Raw genomic sequence first — 25,547 nt, forward strand, 5'->3', positions numbered from 1 at the left:
ATGGAGCCAGAAAACCTCCGCTATCTACGGTGCGGCACCGTAGGGCGGAGGTTTTTTTGCCAAAGCTTATTCGTTATTCGCGGCGGGAAGTCCGGTCACTCAAGGAGCAGTTTCCAGGAACTTCGCGGTCGGGTTCTTCTCCATCGCGGTACGCATCGCGTATTCGTTCTCGAAGAGCACCACATAGTTGCCTTTCTTGTCCGTAACGAGTGTGGAGTTGATGCGGAACTTGCTCGGGTCCGGCTTGTTCTCATCCACAATCCAGCGTGCGAACTGGTAGCTCATCCGCTGCAGCTGCACATCCACGCCATACTCGCCCTTCATGCGGTATTCGAAGACCTCGAACTGCAGCTGTCCGACAACGCCCAGCAGGATATCGTCGAAGTTGACCGTGCGGAACACCTGAATCATGCCCTCCTCGGTCAGCTGGTCAATCCCCTTCTGGAACTGCTTCGATTTCAGCGCGTTTTTGATGCTGACTTTGGAAAAAATCTCCGGCGAGAACGTCGGCAGCTCGTCGAACTCAATATCCCCGGCCTGGCTCAGCGTATCCCCAATGCGGAAAATACCGGGATCGAACAGCCCGATAATATCCCCCGGAAAAGCCTCCTCAACAATATCCCGGTCCTGGGCCAGGAACTGCTGCGGCTGGGACAGCTTAATATCCTTGCCTGCACGCACATGCTTGACACTCATCCCGCGCTCGAACTTCCCCGACACAATCCGCAGGAAGGCGATCCGGTCGCGGTGGGCCGGGTTCATATTCGCTTGGATTTTGAACACATAGCCGGTAAATTTCTCGTTCGTCGGTTCAACGTCACCAGCGTTGCTGCGGCGCGGCTCCGGCTTCGGTGCCAGCTCCAGGAAGTTGTCCAGGAAGGTCTGCACGCCAAAATTATTAATCGCACTGCCGAAGAATACAGGTGTCAGCTCACCGCGCAGCACTTTTTCATAGTCAAAAGCATCCCCTGCCACGTCAAGCAGCTCCAGATCCTGGCACAGCTGGTCATGCAGGTATTCTCCGGCCATCTCGCGGATGACCGGGTCATTATAGCTTTCTACCTTTTGAACCTTAATTACAGAGTGATCGTCGCCTTGGAACAGCTCTACCTGATTTTTCATCCGGTCATATACGCCACACAGCTCGCGTCCGCCCCCGATCGGCCAGTTCATCGGTACGGAACGGATGCCCAGCACATTCTCCAGCTCTTCCATCAGCTCGAACGGACTTTGGCCTTCGCGGTCCAGCTTGTTGATGAAGGTAAAGATCGGAATGCCCCGCTTCGCGCAGACCTGGAACAGCTTAATGGTCTGGGCTTCCACACCTTTTGCGACGTCGATCAGCATGACCGCACTGTCCGCAGCCGTTAAGGTACGGTAGGTGTCCTCACTGAAGTCCTGGTGACCCGGAGTATCCAGAATATTCACCCGGTGACCCATGTAGTCAAATTGCATCACGGAGGACGTTACCGAGATTCCGCGCTGCTTCTCAATTTCCATCCAGTCACTTGTCGCATGCTTGCTCGCTTTGCGGGCCTTAACCGACCCCGCCAGGCGGATCGCGCCGCCGAACAGCAGCAGCTTCTCCGTCAATGTTGTTTTCCCCGCATCCGGGTGGGAAATGATCGCAAACGTTCTGCGTTTGTCCACTTCCTGTTGCAGCTTCTGATCCAGTGCTTTGTTCATTGCACATATCCCTTCATATATAAATTCCTGCTTCTCTTCCATTGCCGGTTACCCATCAAATCGGTGCTCTGCTCATTTGTACAAATCCCTTCATCGGTGAATTTGCCATTGCCTACAGTACACTTACAGTTACATCTCCGCTTCTGTTGAAAGCATCCTTCTCAGTATAACAAAATCCGGTGGAGATTATCTACATCTATGCGGGGGAAGGTAAATTATCTTGAGCTGTATAAGGTGGAATAGGTCTTATAAAAAATAGGCTGGAGCTGCTGCGGAGAATATTTGGACTTTCGACCGCTCTTACGCCGATTTGCAACTCATTCAAATCAAAGTTCGAGCGTGTTCAATTGCACTTTGTACAGCAGATCTCCCCTAAATCAGTCAGAAAACTGAAGCTATTGCACTTTGTACAGCAGAATTCCGTGAACAAGGTGTCATTAGACTCCCTCTCCCGAAATCTATTGCACGAAAGAGTCAATTTCATAATTCAGTTTGCTGAATAGCAAGACTCGGCCAAAATCTAAGGTCATTTTTTAAAAAATCAGGCCACTTGCTGGGAGTTGCGTAACCGCTGGTTTAACTTGTCTAGCGCAAACTTGCTGAGATTGTAAGCTAGTGTACTGAGCTGGAAATCAACTCTTGCCCGGACGCCGCGGTGACGCGTACGTTTCATGCCAAAATACTCTTTAAGATATGCAAAAACTCGCTCCACTGCCGTACGCTTCTTGTACAGCTCTGTAAAGCTCTCGCTACCTCTTGCGGGATAGGTGTGCTTGCGTAAATCCGTTTGTATGCGGATTTTAAACACCTTTTGGCAGCCGGAACCGGAAAGTGGACAGTCTTTGCACTGGCTCGGCTGGGTATACTTCAGCGTTTCGTACTTGGCATCAAAACTGTCGTAGCGGTAGGTATGCCCCTGTGAGCATACGGGATTGTAGTCCGAGTTCATTCCCTTGGGCGGCTCTTTGTGGTGAATCATTGGAATCGTAGGATAGGCGCCTAACGAATGAATCAACTGGTAGATGGCTGCGCTGTCGTACCCTTTGTCTCCCAAGACATGCTTTACGTTTAACCTAGGAAACTTCAGGAGCAGGCCTTTGAGAAGGATAACCGCCATGCGCTGGTCATTCAAATTCGCCGAACTCCATAAGCCACTAAGAATATACTGACAGTCCGCATCGACCAGCAGATTTGCCTTGAACCCGTAATAACTGGTAAGTCTACCTTTCGCATTTTTCTTGTCACAACGCGCGGCATGCCGGGGTAATGCTGCAAGCAATTCATCGTACGTGTAGGGCAGCATCTGTTCAATGGTTTTCTCAAACGGTCCTAGGCTCTCTTCATAAGCTTCCCGTTCCTTGCGCCGACGTTCCTTTTCTTCAGCAGAAGGACGTCCAGGCGGGTAGACGGGTTTTTTGGGCCGCTCGTCCACAGGCTCGGACTCGGGCTCGGTGAGTTCTAGCTGCAGCTGCTGAGCCACCGGAGCATCACTTGGCTTTTTAGCACGGCGGGCCGCGCGGCGTTTGGATGCAGCTTCGCTAAATAGGCTATCCCAAGCCTCAACGATAGAGGAATCCAAAGCGAGATGCATACCCGTAACGAACTCTTCCTCCAGGGCGGACAGCACCAGAGTATCCTGAAGGTCCTCGAGCATGCCCGTTTGCTCAAGCACATGAATCAAACGGGAGTACGAGGCTTCGCTCGGGATGCGGTTGGAACCGGTGAACCGGCACTGCACCCGAAATTCCTCGCTGAATCGAAGTCGCCGGACCAACGCGGATACAAACTCGATGCCCTCCATTTTTGCGATGAGCAGCGAGTAGATCATCGCGGGTACGTTTAGTTCTTCCGGCCGCCCACGGTTGTTCTTTTTTCCAAGCGCGTGCAAGACCGGAGCGAGATTTAAGTGTTCAAAGATCTGACTGTATTTATCTTCCGGTCGCATCAGCAACAAATCCTCAAAGGAAAACAGCTCTTCTTGCCGAATAGAATACATGGGGATTACCTCTTTTCATTCTCGGATGTTGGTTTGGTCACCTATATCTTCGAGATTTGGGGAGGTACTCCCTTTTCTATGCTCAAAAAAACCAATCCTAGCAAGGGTTTTGAATTATGAAATTGTCTCCGAAATACAGCAGAATGCGATTTGCCGCAGATAAATGAACTTTCTATTGCACAAAGTACAATCATACACCCCAAAAAGTCAACTTAGTTGATCATTATTCGCATAAAAATCCCCCTGCAGCCTCTGCAGGGGGATTCCCTTCACACCATATATCATTTACATAATGAACTAGCTGTTAGCCTGCCACACCACATTGTCCTCATCCTGTCCGTTGACCGGCCACCAGTGGAAGCCTTCACGGGCCAGCAGCTGATCAGCTTCAACCGGCCCCCAGGATCCAGCCGGATAGGAGGCCAGGTCGCCGGTGCCTTCCCTCCAAGCCTGGGCAATACGGTCCACAAAGGACCAGGCCGACGACACTTCATCCCAACGGGTGAAATAGGTCGAATCGCCGCGTGCCGCATCATGCAGCAGACGCTCGTAGGCTTCCGGTGAGTTGATGCCCACCATGCAGCTCTGGCAGAAGTCCATGGCGAGCGGCTGGATTTCCGACTCCGAGCCCGGCTTCTTGGCGTTGATCTTCACGTATATGCCTTCCATCGGATTCACGCGAATGACAAGGAGGTTTGGTTCGAGCTTATGCTTTTGGCCCAAATAGACGTTGGTCGGCATACCCTTGAACTCCACTACCACTTCTGTTGTCTTCACAGGCAGTCGTTTGCCGGTGCGGATGTAGAACGGTACACCCGCCCAGCGGAAGTTGTCCACAAATACACGGGCCGCAAAATAGGTCTCCGTATTCGACTCCGGATCAACCTTGTCTTCCTGGCGGTAAGCCGGGAGGGTTTTGCCTTTGTAGAGGCCTTGCGTATATTGTCCGCGCACCACATTCTCATGGACTTCCCCGGAGGAAGCGTAAGGCCGCAGTGAACGAAGCACTTTGACCTTCTCATCACGGATATCTTCAGCCAAAAGACGGCTTGGCGGTTCCATCGCGATCATCGTCAGCAGCTGCAGCATATGGTTCTGGCCCATATCGCGCAACGCACCGGCATGGTCATAATATCCGCCGCGTTCTTCCACACCGACGGTTTCACCGAGGGTAATCTGGATGTTGGCAATATGCTTGTTGTTCCAGAGCGGTTCGAAGAAAGCATTGGCAAACCGGATGACTTCAATGTTCTGCACCATTTCCTTGCCCAGGTAATGGTCAATCCGGTAAATTTCCTCTTCCTTGAACACCTGGCGGATCTGCTCGTTCAGCTGTTCTGCGGATTCCAGGTTATAGCCGAACGGCTTCTCGATGACGAGACGGTTCCAGCCCCGGGTCTGCAGCATGCCGCCAGCCTTGAGATTGAACGAGACACTGCCGAACAGCTCGGGAGCGAGGGCGAGATAGAACATCCGGTTCCCCGGAATCCGGAACTTCTCTTCCAGCGCTTCAGTCTGCGCGTTCAGCTCACGGAAGCCCTCAATATTGTTGATGTCCAGAGACTTGTATTCAAAATGCTGTACGAACTCATTCCATTCGGATGCATCCCCCGCCTGGTAGCGGCAGAATTCCTGAATCGATTCCTTCACATCTTCACGGAATTCTTCTTGGGTACGGGGACGCCGAGCCACGCCAATGACCGCGAAATCATGGGTCAGTTTGCCTTCACGGTACAAACTGTAAATCGCCGGGAAAAGCTTGCGGCGGGCTAGATCTCCGGTGGCCCCAAAGATAAAGAATACAGCACCGGGTGTATGCAGTGCATCAAGGGTTTGATTTTCAGCCATGGCTCCTCATCTCTCTGTATGTAATATAGTTGACAATCATTCTCAACGCCAAACAGTTCATAAAAAACGTACGACGGCGTGATGTCATTTTATCATATCCGTGGATAGGATGCTATCACATTCCTGACAGTTTTTCTCGGGATTTCGCAAATTTCCATTACTCTTTCTTATCTGTTTATGCACTCCCGCTTATAGGACTATGAAGCCTGCCATTCACACACATATTATAACCTCATGCCAGAGGCTCCGCAACGCGGTGCCTGCGTGCGGAGTTTTTGACCGGGATACCCGCCCGAACCTCTAAAATCACTTCACGGTACGCCTAACTTTCATTCACATTGCAGGCACAACAAAAAACCGTCCACAGGAGATAAGATCCGCGCAACGGCTTATCTGAAAATTAAGTCTGGCATACCTTCTGCAAAACCCATCCGCTTGTATATACAGCTCAATATTCAATAGTGATCAAAGGCAAACCTATCGTTACCCGGTTGGCATTATTGTTCCCGTTCGTATGAACCGCAAGCTGGAGAGCAAGGGCATGGCTGCCGCTGCGGACTGTGCGTTCAAGCCCTGGCACACTGTAGGAGCGGCTGTATGTAGTGTTATCTTCATAGCTTTCTTCCGGGTTTATACCGGGGAGCTGCTCCTGGAGCGATTGCTCTATGGAAAATAGTGCATCCCCCGCGCCGCCCTGCTCCTTCGCGGCACCCTGCAGCGAGGCGTTCCACTCCGCTGCAATTCCGGCTTGCAGCAGCTTCTGCCCGGCAGACGCCGCAGCGGCCGGAAGCTCCGGCGTCTGCCGCAGATCTGCCGTCTCGAAGGTTACGATCACATAGCTGCGTCCGCCTCCCAGCTCGCTCCAGAACAGCGAGACCTTCGCTCCGGCGAGAGCCGCAGCTGCGCGGGAGGTCATATGCCCGTCTTCATCTGACGTGCGGACCGGCCCAAGCCCGAGCTTACCGGCAAGGCGCTCTGCCGCAGCCCCAGCGGATGCACCGGATGCGCCGCCGCTGGTTTCACCTTGCCACTTTAATACGAGCCGGAGCGGGGAATCCGGCAGAGTGGCTGCACGGCCAAGAGCAGTTAGCATTGAGAGGGAACCAACAAGGCCTTCATCCTCAGACCCCGCCGGGGATGAAGCTTCGTCGGCTGCGGCGGACGAGGGGCGGACTTGCGCCTGAACCAGGTTGGAGGAACCTGCCTGGAGAAAAACCGGATGAACGGCTGAACCTAAGCCTGTATGTCCCTCAATCGCAGACGACAGTTGTACGGATGAACCGGCTCCCTCCGGGCTGCGGAACCCGGCCATAAGCACCGCCGCTATGCCGAGTCCTATCAGCAGGATTGCTCCTTTGCCTGCACCTCTGCTTGTTCCTCTGTTCCCCATCTTCCATCTTCCTCTCTATCCGGTCTAGTAATCTACTAAACAGGATAACCAGGAAGAAAGATTATATACCTTGCAGCTATTCTGCAAGTCCGTTTTTATAGGCATAAATAGCCGCCTGGGTGCGATCCTCCACACCCAGCTTGGCGAGAATATTCGTCACATGGAATTTCACAGTCTTAATGCCGATGATCAGCTGGTCAGCAATATCCTGATTGGATCTGCCCTGAGCCAGCAGCTTGAGCACTTCCATCTCGCGTTCGGTAAGCTCCTTGTAGGCTGGCGCTTCACTGCTCTTGGCATTAGAGCGGAAGCGGTTCATCATTTTGGAGGCGACCTGCGACTCCAGCACGGACTGGCCTCTTGCGGCCGCGCGGATCGCGTCCGCCACTTCGCTGGCCCGCGAGGTTTTCAGCAGATAGCTGAATGCGCCGGCTTCAATCACCGGATACATTTTCTCATCATCCAGATAGCTGGTCAGCACAATGACTTTGCAATCCGGGTACAGCTTCAGGAGCTGTCTCGTTGTTTCAATCCCGTCCATGCCATCCATCACCAGATCCATCAGGACCACATCAGGGTTGTATTCCTGGGCAAGCCGGATGCCTTCTTCTCCGCTTCCGGCCTCGCCCACCACTTCTATTCCATCCTCGGTGCCAAGCACCGCGGCAAGACCAATCCGGACCATTTCGTGATCGTCTACAAGCAGCACTTTAATTGCTTCCTCCATCTCCATGGCACCCTTGCCTCCTATTCGTTGACTAATGGTACAGTAATCTCGATCCGCATGCCTTTACCCGGGGCGGTAATGAACTGGATCGAGCCCCCGGTCTCGTTAATCCGCTCCTGCATATTCGACAGGCCGTAGGAGGTCTGCTTGCTCTCATCCATCTCGAAGCCGACCCCGTCATCCCGCAAGGTGAGCCGGACGGTATCGCCCCGGCGGTGCAGCCGGATCTCCATCTTCTCCGCCTTGGCGTGGCGGAGTGTGTTGGAGATTGCTTCCTGCACGATGCGGAACAAGTGATTCTCCACACCCTTCATCAGCTGCACATCCGGGTCCATTTCGAATACGATGTCGATCGGAATCTTGATTTCCAGCTCCTTGATCAGCTCCTGAAGCCCCTCCCGCAGCCCTTTGCCCTCCAGATAGACCGGACGCAGGTGCAGCAGCAGCGCGCGCATCTCGGACTGGGCAACGGCGGACATCTCTTCAATCAGCGCAATTTGCCGCTGCGCCTTGTCAAAGTCCTTTTCCAGCGTCCGCCCCACCGCCGTTGCCGTCATGGAGATGGCGAACAGCTGCTGGGACACGGCATCGTGCAGTTCCCGGGCCAGCCGCTGCCGTTCTTCCATAATCGCGGATACACGGGCCTGCTCGGCCAGCTTGGCATTGTTGGTGGAGAGCCGCTGCAGCGTGTTCACCTGGTTTTCCCATTTGCCGCTGATCCGGCTGAGCTGCCCGCTGAGCCTGCCCAGCTCATCATTGCCGAGATCCGGCATTGCCGGAGTCAGATTTCCTTTTTCCCAGGCCACCAGGGTAGCCCGCAGCCGCTCCAGCTTCCGTTTGGTGCGAAATCCCTGGTAGAAGCCAAAAACAATGCCGAACACCACAGGCAGCAGAATCAGCGTGACCGCTGTTCTTACGCCGATTTTCCAATCCTCAAACGGCTGCAAATATCCATATGTATACATAATGTACAGGATAACGAGCAGCATGACCAAAGAGAACAGAGCCCCCTCACCCATGCTGCGCGTAACCATGTTGCTGCTTTTTTTGCCCATGCCGGGAAGCTCTCCTTCTTGGTTAAGTATAAGGGCCGCTCAGTCTGCCCGCACATCCAGGTCACCCATTAAATAAGAAATATTGAATTTCACTTTCTGCGCACAGCTGTCGTAGTTAGCCGACTTCCAGTTCAACCGGTTCAGCATGCCTGTATCGCGGTGACTGCCGAATTCAATAGAGCCGAACAGCACGAAGGCTTCGATTTCCACCCCGTAATCCTCGGACAGATGAATATCCGTGTCGCCAAAAATCCCCTGGAACAGCATCACCGTCTCCGGGTCCTCCGCCATTGCCAGCGACAAATCAATATCCGCCTCCCCCAGCACATGCCACGCACTCAGGCTGCGCATAACCCAAGGCGACAAATCCCAGTCAAACCTGGACGAGAAGCTTTGCTTCTGCATAAACCCGCCCCTGCGCTGCATCCGTCTGGATTTCACAAAAAACATCCCCAGAGAGATCAGGCAAATTCCGAGCACCAGCAGCAGATGATCCAGCATCAGCAGCACTGCCCCAACCCCCAGGAGCTTATACCCCTGCTTGACCTTGCCCGACGTTGTCCGGTAAATCCCGAGCAGCAGGAACAGAAGCGCGACAATGGAGAAAAATCCGAGCCATCTGCCAAAAATCATCAAGCAGCCGACGCCGATCAGTCCAATGGCAATCATACGGTTCCGTTTATCCATTCCGCACCTCCTATAAGTTTTGCGGAGCAAAACTCTCTTCGTAAGCATGTTTTAACTGTATTTCCTACAATTAAAAAGTCCCAAATTTGCTCAAAAGCCAAGCTAATTGTACTCTCTACACTTAAAAAGACTGCAATTCAGTAAATAAGCGACTTTAGCCAATTTTAACTGCACAAAATACATCTAACGTTAAAAGCACGGGGTTCCCCACCCTTTTAACTGCAGAAAATACAATTAGTTAGGATGCCTTAAAGCTAGATGGGGTCTATCAGTAAACGATGTCAACGCTTAAAATTGAATTGCAGGTTCATAAGGTTCTGCAGCGTTGCCCGCATCCCGCTACAAAAGCCATACCGGTATGGAAGATCCATACCGTATGGCTTTACCTTGATCAGCATATCATATCTGCCTATTGTTTAGGAACAGGCTTTATTACTCTTTTTTATCCAATGATGGAGAAGATGGAGTGGTGTTCAGCTTGCTCTTCAGTGCGGCGAGCTGTTCTTCCACTTTCAGCTGCTTTTCGGCATCAACCGGTTTGCTGTATGCTGTTGCCGAAGGGCTGTAAGGCGCACGCAGCACATCTGCTTCTGCTTCAAGCTGCATGATTTTTTCTTCCATGCGGTGGAAGCCCAGGGACGCGCTGCCGCTCTCGATGGCATGAACACTGCTGATTTGCGACATTTGCTTTTTGGCCTTGGCCATTTGCGCACGGGATACCAGCTCGTTGCGTTTGTTGCGCAGCTTGTAGAATTCATCCTTCATATCATGAAGCTGCTGCACCAGTTCCTTGGCTTGAACCTCTGCCTGAGCGTGAAGCTCGCTGTATTCGGCATGCTTCTGGTCGAAGTAGATTTTTTCTTCCAGCAGCTTGCGGGTAACTTCTTCCTGTCCATTCTTCAGTGCCAGTTCAGCTTGAGCGGCACGTTGTCCGGATACTTTTGCCGCTTCCTCAACACGCTGCTTCATGCGGCGCTCATTAGCCATCTGCTTCGCTACGGTTACTTCAGCTTCGTGAATTTCAGCCTCCATATCGCGCAGATATTGGTTCAGCATTACGATTGGGTCCTCTACCTTATCCAGCAAGTCATTTACCGACGCCTTTGTCATATCCTTAATCCGTTGAAATACTCCCATAATTTACACTTCTCCCTTCTCGTATTTAGAAAGTTTTTGTTTGAGTTCTTCTACTTCTTTTTGCAGTGCCTTCTTCTCAATGTCCTTCATCATGGCATCAATACCGGAGTCTTGTGCCGAATAAGCGCCCGCTTTGTCATAACCGGGGTTGTAGCCCGGCTGGCTGCCATAAGGGCCGTATCCGCCTTGTCCGTGAGGACCATAAGGTCCTTGCGGTCCGCGTCCATGCTCAGGTCTGCCTGCGTATGGGCCGCCATAGGGACCACCCGTTGCTCCAGGTCCAGATCCGAAAGGATTATACTGGGTCGGCTCCTTGGGAATAATAAAGGCTGCGATGAAGTACACCAGAATGGTGGCTCCGCCGGTAAAAGGAATGCTGACCAGCAGCAGAATCCGGAACAGTGTGGAGTCGATGCCGAGCGTCTCGGACAATCCACCTGCCAGCCCTGTCATCACCTTGTCACGGGTTGAACGATACAATCGGGTCATAGAACTACTCCTTTCCATCGTTGTTCAGCTTCTCCTTCAGGCGGGCCATCTCTCTTTCGAGTACGGTCGCCACGGTTTCTCCTGCCTGAATGGCGTATTCCTGCCCCATGCGGCGCAAATCGCGCAGGCTTTTCGCCTCCAGCTCCCAATCGCTCATCCGGTCTTCCAGCCGGCCGAACATCTTGGGAACATCGCTGCCGTTGCCGTAAGCTGTGGCTCTTTGGTTCATGCGCTGCTGCAGCCGCAGCGACTCCATCCGTGCTGCATAATACTGGCGTTTGCTGTATACGGTCTGATACTCCATTTTCAGCTCGTTCAGTTGACTCTCAAGCTCAAAAAGTGATTGCTGGCTCTGCTCCAGCAGACCGCTGTACTGCTCCAGCTTTTCCTCGTGAATGATCTTCTCCTGCAGCGCCAGCTTGGCCAGATGATCCTCGCCCGCCTTCAGCGCCAGCAGTGCCTGCTCTTCACGTTTGTTCCTCATGGCTGTCGCCTGATTGACCTGCTGCTGCAATTGCTTCGTATGGGCTGCATATTGCTGGTACAAGCGTTCAGCTTCGGTGATTTCCTCACGGGTTGAATGTAGAAATTGATCGATCAGCTTCACCGGGTCCTGGCTTTGTTCCAGGCGTTCATTCAAGTTAGCTACGGTAATATCCCTCATGCTGCGAAAAACACTCATGATTTCCTGCTCCCTCCCTGCTTCTTATTAAGTAATCTTCAGATGCTTAATATGTTCCGTTTCTTCTGCCCTTCAGCACCGAGATGCCCCAAACCACCAGCGCGATACCGAGCAGCGGTCCGATGATCCAGGAAAGCTTGGCGATCAGGGACATGACACCGATGAACATTACCACCCAGCCGATAATCTTGCGTCCGCTTTTAATCCCGTAGTACCCGAGAACAACCAGCAATACCGGGAACAAAATTCTGAACATTCCATGGATCAGCGGAAGGGCAATCCCCATCAGCATAATCGCTCCAAGCACGATCAGAACAATCGCAAGTCCGTTACCTTGTCTTCTTTGCATTTTTTCTCACCGCCTTTCGTTAACCTTGAACCTTATAGCCTTATTCTAGGGCAATCCGCAGACTTCTAAAACAGACCGGGGACGGTTTTGTGTACTGGACCTTAGTCGGGGAGGCTATGGGACTGCAGGCTACCGGTTCACATTACTCTCCGCACCGTGACCTTTCCGTTTGCGTAATACTTTATCCTTGTACATACTTATGGAAGTAAATCTGGCTGCCAACTGCATGCGGCAGAACAAAGGAGCAGAAGCTATGAAAACACTATTGATCGTTGAGGATGACCGGAGCTTGAATAAAGGCATCGCTCTGACCCTTGCCCAGAATGATCTGGCCATACAGCAAGCCTATGATATAACCTCAGCGGAGCAAATCCTCTCTTCTAATAAGATTGATCTTATCATTCTGGATATCCATCTTCCCGACGGAAGCGGACTGGACTACTGCGAGAAGATCCGCAGAACCTCCCAGGTGCCGATTATCTTTTTGACTGCGAATGATATGGAACCGGATATCGTTACAGGGTTTGAGCTTGGGGGCGATGACTATATTACAAAACCTTTCAGCCTGATGATCCTCCGGGCCAGGGTTATGGCCGTCCTCAAACGAACTGCCTCCCGCGGCGAGGACAAAATAACACTCGGTCCTCTAAGCTTTGATTTTGGAAAACTGGAATTTTATAAAAATAAGGAACAACTCATCCTTAGCAAAACCGAACTGAAGCTGCTGAAAATTCTGGTGACGAACCCCGGTACGATTTTAACCAGAGAACAATTAATCGACAGGATCTGGACGCAGGAGGCGGAGTTTGTGGATGAGAACGCCCTGACAGTTGCCGTCAAACGGCTGCGTACCAAGATTGAGGACGAGCCTGCGGCTCCGAAATACATAAAAACAGTCTACGGCCTGGGGTATATGTGGGCGGAGAGGCCAAATCTATGACCAGCAGTAAATATGTCCGCAGCTTCAAACGGTGCAACCTCGTTTTTTCAGTAATCTTTTTGCTCCTGGTCTCAGGTTATGCCGGTACAGCCGTCTTTCTGGAAGGGGGGCACCCGGCATTCATAGAATGGACAGTCCTCTTCGTATCCTGCATGCTGCTACTGGGAGGCGTAAGGAACTGGACACTGCGGCGGCAGATTACAAGCTTCATGGATTCTGTTGATGAAATGGTGGACCGGGCGATTCATGGGCGGGAGAAAATGACCCATTTTGACGAGACCAGCCTCTCTTCCCTGGAGCATAAGTTATGGCGCTACATTGAGATCAACAAAACGAATGAGCAGAATCTGGAAACCGAAAAGAACACCATCAAAGAGCTGATCTCCGATATCTCCCATCAGACCAAAACCCCTCTCTCCAGTATCATGATGTACAGCCAATTGCTTGCCGAAACGCCCGAACTCAGCGGCAATACCCGGCTTCTGCTGAACGAGATAGAATCGCAATCGGAAAAGCTCGAATGGCTGATTACCTCTCTGGTCAAGCTGTCGAGACTGGAAGCGGGCATGATCACGCTGCAAAGCACTTCCGGTCCCGTAATTGAGACAATTACCCGGGCCGTATCGCATATTTACACCCGTGCAGAGCACAAAGGGATCGACCTTCAGATTGAATGTGATCCGCTGACGAGAGCCCGCCACGATCATAAGTGGACCAGCGAAGCACTGTTCAACCTGCTGGAGAATGCAGTCAAGTATACAAAAGCAGGCGGCACCATCCGGATTTCAGCCGAGAGCAATGAGATGTTTACACGGATTGATGTTTCCGATACAGGAATAGGGATTCAGAGGGATGAGCTTGAACATATCTTCAAGCGGTTTTACCGGGGATGTAGCGCCAGGGATTACGAAGGCATCGGGATCGGGCTTTATTTAACGCAGAAAATTATCAGCATCCAGGGAGGTTTTATTACGGCAGCATCCGAGGCGGGTAAAGGAACGAAGCTCACGGTCTTCCTCCCCCAAATCTGATTGTGTCAATACCGACAGATTTCAGACACAACCCGGTTAGATTGGTCTGATATCTTAAGGAGCAACCAACGATATGGAGGAATGACGTACCCATGCCTATTTTGAAAATCGAACATCTGAAGAAATACTACGGAAAAGATCCGCAGACGACGGTAAAAGCGCTGGACGATGTCTCGTTATCTGTGGAGAAAGGGGAATTTCTGGCCATTGTCGGCACCAGCGGCAGCGGAAAAAGCACCTTGCTGCATATGCTGGGCGGTCTGGACCGGGCTACGGCGGGCAAGGTTATAGTAGACGGGAACGATATTTTTGCGATGAGCGATGAGAAATTGACGATTTTCAGACGCCGGTCGGTCGGATTTATCTTTCAGAGCTATAATCTTGTCCCGATCCTGAATGTGCTCGAAAACATATTGCTTCCCATAGAGCTCGACGGCGGCAGAGTCGATCAGGCGTACCTGGACGAGGTGATCCGGGCCTTGGGCCTTCAGGAGAAAATCCACAATCTGCCTTCCAATCTCTCCGGCGGCCAGCAGCAGCGCGTAGCTATTGCCAGAGCCCTGGCTACCAAACCTTCTATCATTCTGGCGGACGAGCCTACAGGCAATCTCGATAGCAAAACCAGCCAGGAGGTGCTGATTCTGCTGAAGCAGTTGAGTGAGAAATTCAATCAGACCATTGTTATGATCACCCACAACGAGTCCATCGCCCAGACCGCTGACCGCATTATTCGTATTGAAGACGGACACATTGTTTCAGGCAGCACTGCCTCCAGCGGAGCAAATCCGCTATGATCAGCACAAACAACCGCAAGATTGTGACCCGTCTCTCCCTGAAAAGCTTGAAGGCCAGTCCGATGCGCAATGTGGCTGTAATCTGCGCTGTCATCCTGACGACCCTGCTCATCACCTCTATTTTCACATTGGTTCTAAGCCTTAACAAATCGATGGAATTGACCCAGATGAAAACCTCAGGCACTGATTTTCACGGAGGCTTCAAATATCTTACCCCAGCACAGGCGGAAACGCTGAAGAAACATTCCTCCATACGGGAATACGGCGTTTCACTGAATGCAGGCGACTTGCGCAATGAGGTGTTCAAAGACAATCGGGTTGAGGTTAAGCAGATTGACGAATCCTATGCCAGGCACAGCTTTGTTAACTTTATCGAAGGCGGGCTGCCTGCCGCAGAAAATGAGGTTGTGCTGAACACCTGGGTGATGGATAAGCTCGGCATCCCGCATTCGCTGGGCCAGAAGGCCACTCTGGACATTGATATCGGGGAGCGTGTGGTTCGGCAGGATTTTATCGTGTCGGGGTATTATGATGCGGACAAAAACTTGTCGATTGCAGGTCTCGCCTTCGTCTCCGAAGCTTGGGTGCAAAAGAACCTGTCCTCTATTGATCCGGTAAAGTCCAAAGCCAGCGGTTCCTACGTGAACACCACAGAGCTGAGCGTAATGTTCAGCAATGCTGTGGATATTGAAAAGAAACTGAACAAAGTGCTCGCGGATACCGGTCTGGATGTGCCGATCGGGATCAACTGGGCCTACACCACTTCATCTCTCACGGACAATATCACCAAAGTGGTCCCTTATCTGGCTGTCATCCTGATCATTATGCTGAGCGGGTATTTGCTGATTTATAATATTTTTTATATCTCGGTTGTACGGGATGTCAAATTTTACGGCCTGTTAAAGGCCATAGGAACAACGCCGAGACAGCTCAAGAAAATCATCACCATCCAGTCTCAACTGCTGTATCTGGCCGGCCTCCCCTTCGGGCTCGGTTTGGGTTACGGAATTGGCCGGTTGTTGTCCCCGCTGCTGGGCTCCCTTTCAGACGGGCCTGTTGAAACCTCCTATTCCAATAGTCCGTGGATCTTTATCGGGGGAGCCGTTTTCGCCTACCTGACGGTTTGGATCGCCGCAAGCAAGCCGGGCCGGATGGCCGCGCGGATTGCTCCTGTGGAGGCCGTACGGTTCGCAGGCGTAAGTGCAAAGCGCAAGGTAAACAAACGTTCGAAACGCGGAGCAAAGCTGTACGGCATGGCCTTCGCCAACCTTTTCCGCAATAAAAAGAAGCTGTTCCTTATGCTGACCTCGCTCTCCTTAAGCATGATCTTGTTCAGCATTATTTTTACCGTCATCTCTTCACTGGATGTCAATAAGTACCTGAGCACGTTTTTATCTGGAGACATGGTCATCCGCAACAAGGCAATCGTGCTGTCCGCAGGCGAGCAATCCGGTGATCCCTATAAGCTTTCGGGGCCTTTCATAAGCAAACTGGGGAAGATTGATGGAGTCGAAAGGGTGGACAGTGTCTATTTTAAATTTGAAAACTACACTATAGATGATACGATACGCGCAGCACTGAAGCCTCTGGCAGAGGGTGCTCCATCTGAACCGGCTCTTACATGGGTTTTTAAGAATAACTTCATTCAGCTTGATCTGTACGGCATTGATGCCGGGTGGTATGAACTGGTGCAGAAAGATGTCCTTGAAGGCAGCTTCGATCCCCAGAAATTTGCCTCTGGAAATTATGTGCTGGTGACCACATCCATAAAGGCAGGGGATACTGATAAATCTTATTATCATCCAGGTGACCATATTGAGTACAAAGGTCTGGGAAAGAGCTATGAGGTCATGGCCGTCTTAAATTATAATGCCCTATATGCTGCAACTACCCAAGTCTACTCTCCCTATGGCTATAATGCCTTCTTCCCCTCCTCAGAATTGACAAGGAAGCTGCCTGCCGGAAGCGGTCCGCCTATGGCTCTGTCGGCCACGCTTCACGTCGATCCGGCCAAGCTGGACAGTGTTATGCAGACCACCAAATCCCTTGCGGCATCAAGCGAAGAACTGGTCTTCAAATCCAGGGAAGATTACAGGCAGGAGCTTGGCGGGTTCATCCGCATTTTCCAGACGGTAGGCTACGGCCTCAGCTTTGTCATTGCCCTGATCGGCGTCCTTAATTATATCAATACAGTGATTACCGGCGTCATTGCCCGAAGGAATGAATTTGCACTGCTGGAGAGCATCGGCATGACCAAACCGCAGCTGAAAAAAGTTCTGGTGTATGAAGGGCTGTTCAATGTCCTTTTAACAGTGTCCATCATCTCCACGTTAGGCGTATTTTTGACATACAGTATTTCCAAAAGTATCGCGGACAGCATGGCCTTTACCGTCTTCCATATGGGCTGGCTGCCTTTCATTCTGGCCGTTCCGGTCCTGGCCGCTATTGCATATACAGTCACCTTATCCTCCTACAGAATGCTGAGCAAGGACACAATTGTAGAAAGATTGCGGCAAACGGAATAGCCACTAGCTTCTTCATCTTGCAAAATTAACGACATTCGTCCATATGGACTCTGCTTTTCTCCATACGCTTGGCCACAAAACGGACTTATAATGAAGCTGTCTCTCCATTTTACGCTTTCACTGCATATTCTAGGAGGTTGTTTCCTTGTCCATTATTTATGATGCCGAGCAACAGATTTTTCATCTGCAAACGACAAATACAAGCTATGTATTCGGCCTTACCCGCGGCTCCTATCCCGTGCATCTGCACTGGGGCCGGAAAATCCGCGGCTCCGCCATATCCGATCTGTACGTTCCCGGCGCCATGGGCTTCAGCAGTACTGTCGATCCCAAGGAACCCGCGTTCTCCCTGGACACACTTCCCCAGGAATATCCGGGGTATGGCTCAGGGGACTTCCGGGAGCCTGCTTATGAGGCTGAGCTGCTGAACGGCACATCCGTAACCGAACTTACTTATGTATCCCATAGCATTCTTAAGGGCAAACCGGCACTGGAAGGGCTCCCTGCCGTATATGCCGAAAGCGGCGATGAGGCCGAAACCCTGCAGCTGGTGCTGGAGGATGCCACAGCAGGCCTGCGCGCTGAGCTGTCTTACACTGTAATCAGCGGCTTCGACGCTGTTATCCGCTCGGCACGGCTGACCAATACGGGCAGCGGTCCGCTGAAGCTGAACCGTGCCTTGTCGGTTGCCCTGGACTTTCCGCATGCCAACTACGAGCTGATTCAGTTGTCCGGGTCCTGGGCCCGCGAACGCCATCTCGTCCGTGCTCCCCTGCACAATGGACGGCAGGGCATTGACAGCAAGCGCGGGGCCAGCAGCCATCAGCAGAATCCGTTCCTGGCCCTCCTGGCCCCACAGACTGTGGAAGACAGCGGAGAGGCTTACGGCTTCAGCCTGGTCTACAGCGGCAGCTTCAGTGCGAACGCCGATGTGGACCAATACGGAACTACACGCGTAACGATGGGCATCAATCCGTTCGGCTTCCGCTGGCTGCTTGCGCCCGGCGAGAGCTTCCAGACCCCCGAAGCGGTGCTGGTCTACTCGGACCAGGGCATCGGCGGCATGTCCCGGATCTACCACCGGCTGTACCGGACCCGGCTGGCAAGAGGATTATACCGTGACGAGCCCCGCCCGGTGCTGATCAACAACTGGGAAGCTACCTACTTCAACTTCGATGCCGACAAAATCGAAGATATCGCCCGTGCCGGCAAGGCGCTGGGCATCGAGCTGTTCGTGCTTGACGACGGCTGGTTCGGCCGCCGCGATGACGACACCACTTCGCTGGGCGACTGGTTCGTGGATACCCGCAAGCTGCCGCAGGGCCTGCCTGATCTGGTGGAACGGGTCAGACGGCTCGGCATGCAGTTCGGCCTCTGGTTCGAACCGGAGATGGTGTCGCCGGACAGCGAGCTGTACCGCGCCCATCCCGACTGGTGCCTGCATGTGCCGGACCGCAGACGCAGCCAGGCCCGCAACCAGCTGATTCTGGACCTGTCGCGCCCGGAGGTATGCGACTATATCATCGAATCCGTTAGCAGCGTACTGGCATCGGCACCGATCACCTATGTCAAATGGGATATGAACCGGCATATGACCGAGATCGGCTCTGCTGCCCTGCCGCCGGAACGCCAGGGAGAAACAGCCCACCGCTACATGCTGGGGCTGTACCGGGTCATGGAGGAAATCACCTCCAAATTCCCGCATGTGCTGTTCGAAAGCTGCTCCGGCGGCGGCGGCAGATTCGATCCCGGCATTCTTCATTACATGCCGCAGACCTGGACCAGCGATGATACCGATGCCGTGGAACGCCTCAAAATCCAGTACGGCACCAGCATCGTCTATCCGGCAAGCAGCATGGGCTCCCATATCTCGGCAGTGCCGAACCACCAGGTGCACCGCAGCACCTCGCTCTCCATGCGCGGCGACGTGGCCATGTCCGGCAACTTCGGCTACGAGCTGGATCTGACCCTCTTCACACCGGAGGAACAGGCGGAAGCGGCTGCCCAGGTGGCCTTTTACAAGGACATCCGTTCCCTCGTCCAGCAGGGCGATATGTACCGCCTGCTCTCGCCGTTTGAAGGCAATGAAACGGCCTGGATGTTCGTCGATGCGGACCGTTCCGAGGCACTGGCCGGCTACTTCCGTGTGCTGGCCGGACCGAATATGAGCCGCCCGCGCCTCCGCCTTCAGGGGCTGGACCCGGAGAAGGACTACGTCCTTAAAGAAACCGGCGCGGTATACGGCGGCGACCGGCTGATGTATGCCGGACTGCTCCTGCCGGAGCTGCACGGTGATTTCCAGAGCAAGCTGCTGCATTTTGTGGCGGTGGATAAAGCGTAGGCTTACGTTCAGATTATGTAGACGGAAAATACGTATAAAAAACCAAACATCCCTCACCCCAGGACCGCCTGGAGGTAAGGGATGTTTGGTATATCACACAGGTTCCTCAGCGGAGTGTCTTCAGCGCGCCGCTCCAGGCAACGACCTGATCCAGCATGCCGTTTACGTTCGTAAGGTGAAGCTCCGCCGGCTTGAAGGTCTGTCCGTTCTCAAAGTCAGTGAAAAGGGATAACGCCGGATGGATACGGACATCCGCGATAGACAGCTCGCCCAGAATGCCGCGCAGATGTTCAGCCGCGCGGGCGCCTCCGACGGAGCCATAGCTTACAATCCCTGCAGCTTTATTGTTCCATGCTTCCCGGGCATAATCCAGAGCGTTCTTCAGCGCGCCGGTAATGCTGTGATTGTACTCCGCTACGATAAAAACGAAGCCATCCAGTGCATTCAGCTTGTCATTCCAACGTCCGGCTTGTTCCGAAGCATCCGCTTCGCCCAGTAATGGAAGCTTGAAATCCGCAATATCCACAATTTCATAATTGGCGTCGCCGCGCTGGTCGGCAATGCCTTTTACCCATTCGCCTACCTGCGGGCTTAAACGGCCCTGGCGCGTGCTTCCCAAGATAATACCAATATTCAATGCAGACATGATTGATCCTCCTCAAAAATAATGTATTCTCAATCTTACTTCCATTATATACTTCGAAGGACTAATTTATCCTGATCATTTGCTTTGCCAGGGAACTGCGCAGCGGGCTTTTGCTTTTCATGTTCACCTGCCCTGTTCCATCATCTTTGCTGACGGTACCGCCCGGCTGCGGAAAACAGTAACCAGCACCACAGAAGCGATAATGATCACGGCGGCGGTCAACGTATTGACAGTGAGCTGTTCGCCTGCTAGCAGCCAGCCGAAGAACACAGCGACTACCGGATTCACGAACGCATAGGTTGAAACCAGGGCAGCATCAGCGTTTTTGAGCAGCCAGATATAGGCGGTATAGCCTATGATCGAGCCGAAGACGATCAGATAACCCAGAGCGGCATACGAACGGAGGGAAATCGCCGGAATGTCCAGTTTGGACCAGTCGCTGGTAAAATAGGAGAAAATCAGCAGCAGCACGCCACCTGTCAGCATTTGCGCAGCCGTTGACATCAGCGGAGAATCCGGCATCCGGGCGCTGCGCGAGTACATGGACCCTGCCGCCCAACTGAGGGAAGCTGCCAGCAGAGTAATAATGCCGGTCAGGTCTGTAGCGGTCCCATTGTCTTTATGTCCCGGCTGGAAGACCAGAACGGCAATGCCCAGCAGTCCAAGCACAATGCCGGTGATAACGCCGGTGGTTGGACGTTTGCCGCTGCGGCTAAGCCAGCCGAACAGCATCATCCAGACGGGAACAGCAGCGACAATCAAGGAAGCAATCGATGAAGAGACCCTTTGCTCCGACCAGGCCACCAGTCCGTTCCCGCCAAGCAGCAGCAGCGCACCGACGATAGCCGAAGACCTCCACTCGCGTCCTGCCGGGCGCTTAGCCCCGCTTAATCTGGAAATGATATAGAGTACAGCACCAGCCACAAAAAAACGGATTCCGGCCATCAGAAAAGGCGGCATCGTCTCAATCGCAACCTTCATGCCGACATAAGTGCCTCCCCAAAATAAATAAACGGACACCAGCGCTATGCCAATCACGTATACCGGATTCGCCCCGGCCTTCTGCTTCATGCACTACCACCCTCTCCGTAAATAAGTATGTACCTGCACTGCATAAATTGTTTGGCCTCCTATATTCCCTTCATTCCATCTTCATATATAGTAGATAAAATAAAGGTCGTCGAGGTTTCCTTGATGTCGGGAATCCGGAGAATTTCATCCAGCAAAAGGGTAAGCTGCTCCGGTGAAGCCACTCTCACTTTCAGCAGCATGCACCACTCCCCTGCCATCCGCTGGCATTCCAGAACGCTCACACCAGGGATTTGAATGCCGATGATTTGATCTGCCGCTTGCCGGAAGCTTTGGCTGACAACCTTCACGGAGATCATGACCTTAATTTTCTGATCCAGCTTCCCCCAGTCCACAATGCCCCTGTATCCTTTAATCACACCGTTTTTCTCCAGTTTGCTGACCCGTTGATGCACCGTGGGCCGGGAGATATGCAGCAGCCTGCCAATCTCTTCGTGGGGCAGTCTTCCATTCTCTTCAAGCAGCTTCAGAATTTTGATATCCAGTTCATCCATAGGAACGCCTCCCGGGCAAAATTATAGCACAATCCCCTTCATTTATAACTAATCGTTGGAGTGAATACCTATAATCAATCTAATCGTTATCATTTCAAGTATTTATTTTTGTTATCGTTACTCACAAAGCTATAACAGGGCCAGAAAATGACGATTCGTAAGGCTGTTGTCATGCGCAAAAAAATCCCCCTCCTTGCAGCCGGCAGCAAGTGACTCCTGCTTAAGGAACTGCTTGAGAGGAGATCTGGAAAGTACAAGTTTGCTCAAATCTCCAATCAGCGCTGGAACGGTGAGCATTTGCACCTTTAACGGATTCTAGTCTGGTTAACTTGTAAATTGAGGGGAATCGCCTGATCCGCACCAATAACGGACCCCCTGTACGTATCATCTGCGGATGGATCGTGAGGGGATTCACGTGAAGTGCTCACAGCGAGTCTTGGGCGAACTCTGCGTGGTCAATCATGAGTGTAATAAGCATGGTGATCTGGTGAGAATGTTGTACGTTGTACAGTATTGTGTGTCTTACGCAAGCCGAATGGGCGAGAATCTTGTACGTTGTACAGCATTGTGTGTCTCACGCAAGCCGAATGGGCGAGAATCATGTACGTTGTACAGTATTATGTGCCTTAAGTTAGCTAAATTTGTTCTTTTTAGAAAATGCTCGTGAAGAAGCAGATGAGATAGCGTAAGTTGGAAAAAGGGAACCTATTTGACCAATATATCAACATTCGTGGGAATTAAGTGGAAAAAGGAAACTTAATCAGGCCATATTCCTCCGTCAGGGGCGAAAAGGGCTGGATTAGTTTACTTTTTTCCACTTACTCTGCGGGGCGCAGGCAGCGTCAAGCAAATTAGTTAACCTTTTTCCACCTGGAATTGCTGCAGGATTCACGGAGGGCCCTTCAGGCAACGCTAAACTAAAATACAAAACGGCTACGTTGTCGAAGGAAGGGTGGCGTAGCCGCTTTGTTCGGAACAACGGCAGTTTTGCCGTTGTTCAACCCCCACAGGCCGGGGGGCTCACTAAGCCCGAATTATATGGCTAAATTGCCCCCCGCTTGCTGCATAGTTGCTGCTCAGCCTCTACTCCCTGCCGGGAAGTCTGCCGAAGAACTCCCCTTCCTCCAAGCCTGACACAAACCGCTGCAGCCAGGCATAATATTCTACCGCATGCTGGAGCTTGTCCAGATCCCGCAGGCATGCCTGCCGCTCCTCTTCGGGAGTGTCGGCCGCCTGGATCAGCGCCTGAAGCTCAGGCATCACCGTGCTCATCGCCTCCTGCATGACATCGATTTCCCGCTGGAGCTTCAGGCTGAAGAAGTTTTTGAATGCCTGAAAAAAATCCGTCTCCGCAACATACAGCTCTTTCCGCTCGCGTTTCTCCTCCAGCCTGGTCACCATCCGGGAAGCGATCAGGGAGCGGACACCGTAGCTCATATTGCTTTTGCTCATATTCATGACCTGCTTCATTTCCTCCAGCGTCATCGGCTTGTCCTCAAAAAACATGATCCCGTAAAGCTGCCCAAAGGAATAATTGGCACCATACAGATCCATCGTCTGCGCTATCGCATCAATCATGGGACGCAGCAGCTGCTCCCTGGGTGATAAATGCTGGTTGTCCCCGCCAAATGCGGTCTGCTTCATTCGCTGCACCTTCACTCTTTTTTAGAATCGTTCCCTCTACATTACACAATACTGAAGCTTCGTAGCAGCTTTCCTGCAAATTTTACACAATCTCCGAATGATGTTTACCTTCGCTTGACCACAGGGCTGCGCCATGAGTGTACAATTTTTTTTGAACAGATAGCTTCCTCTGCATTATACCGCAAAACAAAGCTGATGGAATGGGGTATCGGAACAAAAATGACACGCTCAAAGGTTATTAGCGGCTTGAAGCCCATACTGTTCACGCTGCCGGCGATGGTACCGTTCGTCCTGTTCTGGCTGGCGCCGCTGTTGTATGTGCTGTATCTCAGCTTCACGGAATGGGATTTTATGAGCCCGGAAAAAACTTTTGTCGGATTACAAAATTATGCTGATCTCTTCAGCAATCCGGCCTTTTACAAAGCGCTGAGAGTAACTGTGCTCTTCTGTGCAGGCAGTGTGCTGCCGATCATTCTGCTCGGCCTCGGACTCGCCCTGCTGATGAACCGCAAGCTGAAAGGCTCCGCACTCTATCAGGTGCTGCTGTTCTCGCCATGGGTCACGCCAACCGTTGCAGTATCCATTGTCTGGTCGTGGATCTATGAACCTGAGGTCGGCCTTGCCAATACAGTGCTGGATGTCTTCGGACTCGAAAAAATCGGCTGGCTGCAGGACCCCAAATGGGCGCTTGTGGGAGTCCTTCTGGTGACCATCTGGAAATCCGTGGGCTGGGCGATGATCTTTTATCTGGTGGCGCTGCGGAATGTGCCTTCAGATCTGCTTGAAGCGGGGGACCTCGATGGCGCAAGCGCTGGACAGAAGTTCTTCCGCATCACCCTGCCGCTGATCTCGCCAACCACCCTGTTTCTGTTCGTGGTCCAGCTTATCCAGGCGCTTCAGGCCTACGATCAGATCAATGTGCTGACCCAAGGGGGCCCCTCCGGCTCCACCCGCACGCTGCTGTATCTGTATTATCAGTCCGCCTTCGAATCCTTTCAGATTGGAGAGGCTTCCAGTGTAGCTGTCGTTCTTGTCACCATCTGCATGCTGCTGTCCGTATTCTCCTTCGGCGTCAGCAGGCGGACCACGCATTATCAATAATCTTTTCATTTTCTAAAAAGGAGGTCTCACCGCTTGCGTATGCTCACTCGGCTGGGCGGCCCGGTCCGCCATCTGTTTTTTGCCGCGCTTGCCCTGCTGATGGCTTTTCCCTTCTATTGGATGGTCACCAGCGCACTGAAAACCAATGATGAAATCTGGCGCTCCCCGCCTACGCTCTGGCCTGAAGTGCCGCTCTGGGGCAATTTTTCCGCTGCCTGGAATGAGGCTCCGTTCGCAAGATACATGGGCAACAGCATATTCGTCGCGGCTTCCATTGTCATTCTGCAGATCATCAACTCCGGCATGATGGCTTATGCGCTGACACATATGAAATTCCGCCTGAAGGGGCTTTTTGCCGGAGTCATTCTGTTTGGTTATATGGTCCCGGCTACCGCAGTTTACCTGCCCGGCTATCTTGTGCTGTCTGAGCTGCATCTGCTGAATTCCTATGCCGGCCTGATTCTCTCTAACTGTGTAAGCATCTTCGCGATCTTTTTGATCCGGCAGGCGTTCCTGCAGGTCTCGCATGAGCTGGTGGAGGCCGGTGAAGTGGACGGCGCCTCGCATATGCGGATTCTGTGGACGGTGCTGGTGCCAGTTACGAGGTCTTCCTTTGCCGTGCTGGCGCTGATTACCTTCATTGATCAGTACAACAATTATTTCTGGCCGATGCTGATTACCAAAAACCCTGACCTGCAGTTAGTCTCGGCTGGCCTGCGCAGCTTTTTCGTGGAAGGGGGTGCATACGGATTACAATGGCCGCTGATCATGGCCGCCAGCGCCTTCACCATCGCCCCGCTGCTGCTTGTCTTCCTGCTGGCGCAGAAAACAATTATGCAAAGTGTCAATATGACGGCAGGTTCAAGTAAAGGCTGAAATCTTACATTAATGAACAA

Annotated in this window: 22 protein-coding genes; 7 read left to right on the forward strand and 15 right to left on the reverse strand. The window is 52.4% G+C overall.

Going from position 1 to position 25,547, the window contains the following annotated elements; translation table 11 throughout:
• Positions 1 to 99: 99 nt before the first annotated feature.
• From PRIO_RS28405 to PRIO_RS28455, 11 genes are all read right to left on the reverse strand, one after another.
• Positions 100 to 1,686, reverse strand: a complete 1,587-nt coding sequence (locus tag PRIO_RS28405) for a peptide chain release factor 3 (RefSeq protein ID WP_039789498.1) — start codon at positions 1,684 to 1,686, stop codon at positions 100 to 102.
• 541 nt (positions 1,687 to 2,227) lie between these two features.
• Positions 2,228 to 3,682 carry a transposase gene (locus tag PRIO_RS28410; protein ID WP_046501121.1) on the reverse strand — a complete coding sequence of 485 codons (1,455 nt, stop codon included), beginning with the start codon at positions 3,680 to 3,682 and terminating at the stop codon, positions 2,228 to 2,230.
• Positions 3,683 to 3,979: 297 nt separating this feature from the next.
• The gene (gene zwf / locus PRIO_RS28415) at positions 3,980 to 5,530 is read right to left on the reverse strand and encodes a glucose-6-phosphate dehydrogenase (RefSeq protein ID WP_020430989.1); all 1,551 of its coding nucleotides are present in this window, start codon (positions 5,528 to 5,530) and stop codon (positions 3,980 to 3,982) included.
• Between the two features lie 448 nt (positions 5,531 to 5,978).
• Positions 5,979 to 6,920 (reverse strand): YwmB family TATA-box binding protein, encoded by a 942-nt coding sequence (locus PRIO_RS28420; protein ID WP_020430987.1) that lies wholly within the window; start codon positions 6,918 to 6,920, stop codon positions 5,979 to 5,981.
• Between the two features lie 76 nt (positions 6,921 to 6,996).
• The gene (locus PRIO_RS28425; protein ID WP_020430985.1) at positions 6,997 to 7,653 is read right to left on the reverse strand and encodes a response regulator; all 657 of its coding nucleotides are present in this window, start codon (positions 7,651 to 7,653) and stop codon (positions 6,997 to 6,999) included.
• A 14-nt stretch (positions 7,654 to 7,667) separates the two neighbouring features.
• Positions 7,668 to 8,702 (reverse strand): sensor histidine kinase, encoded by a 1,035-nt coding sequence (locus PRIO_RS28430; protein ID WP_020430984.1) that lies wholly within the window; start codon positions 8,700 to 8,702, stop codon positions 7,668 to 7,670.
• Positions 8,703 to 8,741: 39 nt separating this feature from the next.
• Complete coding sequence (liaF, locus tag PRIO_RS28435; RefSeq protein WP_020430983.1) at positions 8,742 to 9,389, reverse strand: cell wall-active antibiotics response protein LiaF; 648 nt, start codon at positions 9,387 to 9,389, stop codon at positions 8,742 to 8,744.
• Positions 9,390 to 9,821: 432 nt separating this feature from the next.
• A complete protein-coding gene (locus PRIO_RS28440) occupies positions 9,822 to 10,526 on the reverse strand; it encodes a PspA/IM30 family protein (protein ID WP_020430982.1) in 705 nt (234 codons plus the stop codon).
• Positions 10,527 to 10,529: 3 nt separating this feature from the next.
• Complete coding sequence (locus PRIO_RS28445; RefSeq protein ID WP_020430981.1) at positions 10,530 to 11,015, reverse strand: PspC domain-containing protein; 486 nt, start codon at positions 11,013 to 11,015, stop codon at positions 10,530 to 10,532.
• A gap of 4 nt (positions 11,016 to 11,019) precedes the next feature.
• The gene (locus PRIO_RS28450) at positions 11,020 to 11,697 is read right to left on the reverse strand and encodes a PspA/IM30 family protein (protein WP_020430979.1); all 678 of its coding nucleotides are present in this window, start codon (positions 11,695 to 11,697) and stop codon (positions 11,020 to 11,022) included.
• Positions 11,698 to 11,743: 46 nt separating this feature from the next.
• A complete protein-coding gene (locus PRIO_RS28455) occupies positions 11,744 to 12,046 on the reverse strand; it encodes an A22B family peptidase (protein WP_020430977.1) in 303 nt (100 codons plus the stop codon).
• Between the two features lie 253 nt (positions 12,047 to 12,299).
• Here PRIO_RS28455 and PRIO_RS28460 point away from each other — a divergent pair, with 253 nt between their 5' ends.
• The 5 genes from PRIO_RS28460 (at position 12,300) to PRIO_RS28480 (ending at position 19,677) form a co-directional block, all read left to right on the forward strand.
• On the forward strand, positions 12,300 to 12,986 hold the full coding sequence (locus tag PRIO_RS28460) for a response regulator transcription factor (protein ID WP_020430975.1): 687 nt from the start codon (positions 12,300 to 12,302) through the stop codon (positions 12,984 to 12,986).
• The gene (locus PRIO_RS28465; protein ID WP_020430973.1) at positions 12,983 to 14,017 is read left to right on the forward strand and encodes a sensor histidine kinase; all 1,035 of its coding nucleotides are present in this window, start codon (positions 12,983 to 12,985) and stop codon (positions 14,015 to 14,017) included. Before PRIO_RS28460 ends, PRIO_RS28465 begins: the two co-directional genes overlap by 4 nt.
• A 92-nt stretch (positions 14,018 to 14,109) precedes the next feature.
• Complete coding sequence (locus PRIO_RS28470; RefSeq protein ID WP_020430971.1) at positions 14,110 to 14,811, forward strand: ABC transporter ATP-binding protein; 702 nt, start codon at positions 14,110 to 14,112, stop codon at positions 14,809 to 14,811.
• Entirely contained in the window at positions 14,808 to 17,336 is a 2,529-nt protein-coding gene (locus tag PRIO_RS28475) for an ABC transporter permease (protein ID WP_020430969.1), read from the forward strand. The genes PRIO_RS28470 and PRIO_RS28475 overlap by 4 nt, the downstream gene beginning before the upstream one ends.
• A 145-nt stretch (positions 17,337 to 17,481) precedes the next feature.
• Entirely contained in the window at positions 17,482 to 19,677 is a 2,196-nt protein-coding gene (locus tag PRIO_RS28480) for an alpha-galactosidase (protein ID WP_020430967.1), read from the forward strand.
• 106 nt (positions 19,678 to 19,783) lie between these two features.
• Here the strand turns inward: PRIO_RS28480 and PRIO_RS28485 are convergent, their stop codons facing one another.
• The 4 genes from PRIO_RS28485 to PRIO_RS28500 form a co-directional block, all read right to left on the reverse strand.
• A complete protein-coding gene (locus tag PRIO_RS28485; protein WP_020430965.1) occupies positions 19,784 to 20,323 on the reverse strand; it encodes an NADPH-dependent FMN reductase in 540 nt (179 codons plus the stop codon).
• A 123-nt stretch (positions 20,324 to 20,446) separates the two neighbouring features.
• Entirely contained in the window at positions 20,447 to 21,394 is a 948-nt protein-coding gene (locus tag PRIO_RS28490; RefSeq protein ID WP_020430963.1) for an EamA family transporter, read from the reverse strand.
• 59 nt (positions 21,395 to 21,453) lie between these two features.
• Positions 21,454 to 21,906 (reverse strand): Lrp/AsnC family transcriptional regulator, encoded by a 453-nt coding sequence (locus tag PRIO_RS28495; RefSeq protein ID WP_020430961.1) that lies wholly within the window; start codon positions 21,904 to 21,906, stop codon positions 21,454 to 21,456.
• 1,083 nt (positions 21,907 to 22,989) lie between these two features.
• Entirely contained in the window at positions 22,990 to 23,550 is a 561-nt protein-coding gene (locus tag PRIO_RS28500) for a GbsR/MarR family transcriptional regulator (RefSeq protein ID WP_020430957.1), read from the reverse strand.
• Between the two features lie 219 nt (positions 23,551 to 23,769).
• On the opposite strand from PRIO_RS28500, the gene PRIO_RS28505 reads away from it, so the two are divergent.
• Both PRIO_RS28505 and PRIO_RS28510 read left to right on the forward strand, forming a co-directional pair.
• Entirely contained in the window at positions 23,770 to 24,651 is an 882-nt protein-coding gene (locus PRIO_RS28505; RefSeq protein WP_046507532.1) for a carbohydrate ABC transporter permease, read from the forward strand.
• 39 nt (positions 24,652 to 24,690) lie between these two features.
• A complete protein-coding gene (locus PRIO_RS28510; protein ID WP_081487263.1) occupies positions 24,691 to 25,527 on the forward strand; it encodes a carbohydrate ABC transporter permease in 837 nt (278 codons plus the stop codon).
• Positions 25,528 to 25,547 lie beyond the last annotated feature (20 nt).

The organism is Paenibacillus riograndensis SBR5 (assembly GCF_000981585.1).
GTDB lineage: Bacteria > Bacillota > Bacilli > Paenibacillales > Paenibacillaceae > Paenibacillus_AQ > Paenibacillus_AQ riograndensis.

Bases quoted from the DNA above. Each gene is read 5' to 3' on its own strand.
- PRIO_RS28405 (WP_039789498.1), bottom strand. From the start codon at position 1,686: ATGAACAAAGCACTGGATCAGAAGCTGCAACAGGAAGTGGACAAACGC.
- PRIO_RS28410 (WP_046501121.1), bottom strand. From the start codon at position 3,682: ATGTATTCTATTCGGCAAGAAGAGCTGTTTTCCTTTGAGGATTTGTTG.
- zwf (WP_020430989.1), bottom strand. From the start codon at position 5,530: ATGGCTGAAAATCAAACCCTTGATGCACTGCATACACCCGGTGCTGTA.
- PRIO_RS28420 (WP_020430987.1), bottom strand. From the start codon at position 6,920: ATGGGGAACAGAGGAACAAGCAGAGGTGCAGGCAAAGGAGCAATCCTG.
- PRIO_RS28425 (WP_020430985.1), bottom strand. From the start codon at position 7,653: ATGGAGATGGAGGAAGCAATTAAAGTGCTGCTTGTAGACGATCACGAA.
- PRIO_RS28430 (WP_020430984.1), bottom strand. From the start codon at position 8,702: ATGGGCAAAAAAAGCAGCAACATGGTTACGCGCAGCATGGGTGAGGGG.
- liaF (WP_020430983.1), bottom strand. From the start codon at position 9,389: ATGGATAAACGGAACCGTATGATTGCCATTGGACTGATCGGCGTCGGC.
- PRIO_RS28440 (WP_020430982.1), bottom strand. From the start codon at position 10,526: ATGGGAGTATTTCAACGGATTAAGGATATGACAAAGGCGTCGGTAAAT.
- PRIO_RS28445 (WP_020430981.1), bottom strand. From the start codon at position 11,015: ATGACCCGATTGTATCGTTCAACCCGTGACAAGGTGATGACAGGGCTG.
- PRIO_RS28450 (WP_020430979.1), bottom strand. From the start codon at position 11,697: ATGAGTGTTTTTCGCAGCATGAGGGATATTACCGTAGCTAACTTGAAT.
- PRIO_RS28455 (WP_020430977.1), bottom strand. From the start codon at position 12,046: ATGCAAAGAAGACAAGGTAACGGACTTGCGATTGTTCTGATCGTGCTT.
- PRIO_RS28460 (WP_020430975.1), top strand. From the start codon at position 12,300: ATGAAAACACTATTGATCGTTGAGGATGACCGGAGCTTGAATAAAGGC.
- PRIO_RS28465 (WP_020430973.1), top strand. From the start codon at position 12,983: ATGACCAGCAGTAAATATGTCCGCAGCTTCAAACGGTGCAACCTCGTT.
- PRIO_RS28470 (WP_020430971.1), top strand. From the start codon at position 14,110: ATGCCTATTTTGAAAATCGAACATCTGAAGAAATACTACGGAAAAGAT.
- PRIO_RS28475 (WP_020430969.1), top strand. From the start codon at position 14,808: ATGATCAGCACAAACAACCGCAAGATTGTGACCCGTCTCTCCCTGAAA.
- PRIO_RS28485 (WP_020430965.1), bottom strand. From the start codon at position 20,323: ATGTCTGCATTGAATATTGGTATTATCTTGGGAAGCACGCGCCAGGGC.
- PRIO_RS28490 (WP_020430963.1), bottom strand. From the start codon at position 21,394: ATGAAGCAGAAGGCCGGGGCGAATCCGGTATACGTGATTGGCATAGCG.
- PRIO_RS28495 (WP_020430961.1), bottom strand. From the start codon at position 21,906: ATGGATGAACTGGATATCAAAATTCTGAAGCTGCTTGAAGAGAATGGA.
- PRIO_RS28500 (WP_020430957.1), bottom strand. From the start codon at position 23,550: ATGAAGCAGACCGCATTTGGCGGGGACAACCAGCATTTATCACCCAGG.
- PRIO_RS28505 (WP_046507532.1), top strand. From the start codon at position 23,770: ATGACACGCTCAAAGGTTATTAGCGGCTTGAAGCCCATACTGTTCACG.
- PRIO_RS28510 (WP_081487263.1), top strand. From the start codon at position 24,691: ATGCTCACTCGGCTGGGCGGCCCGGTCCGCCATCTGTTTTTTGCCGCG.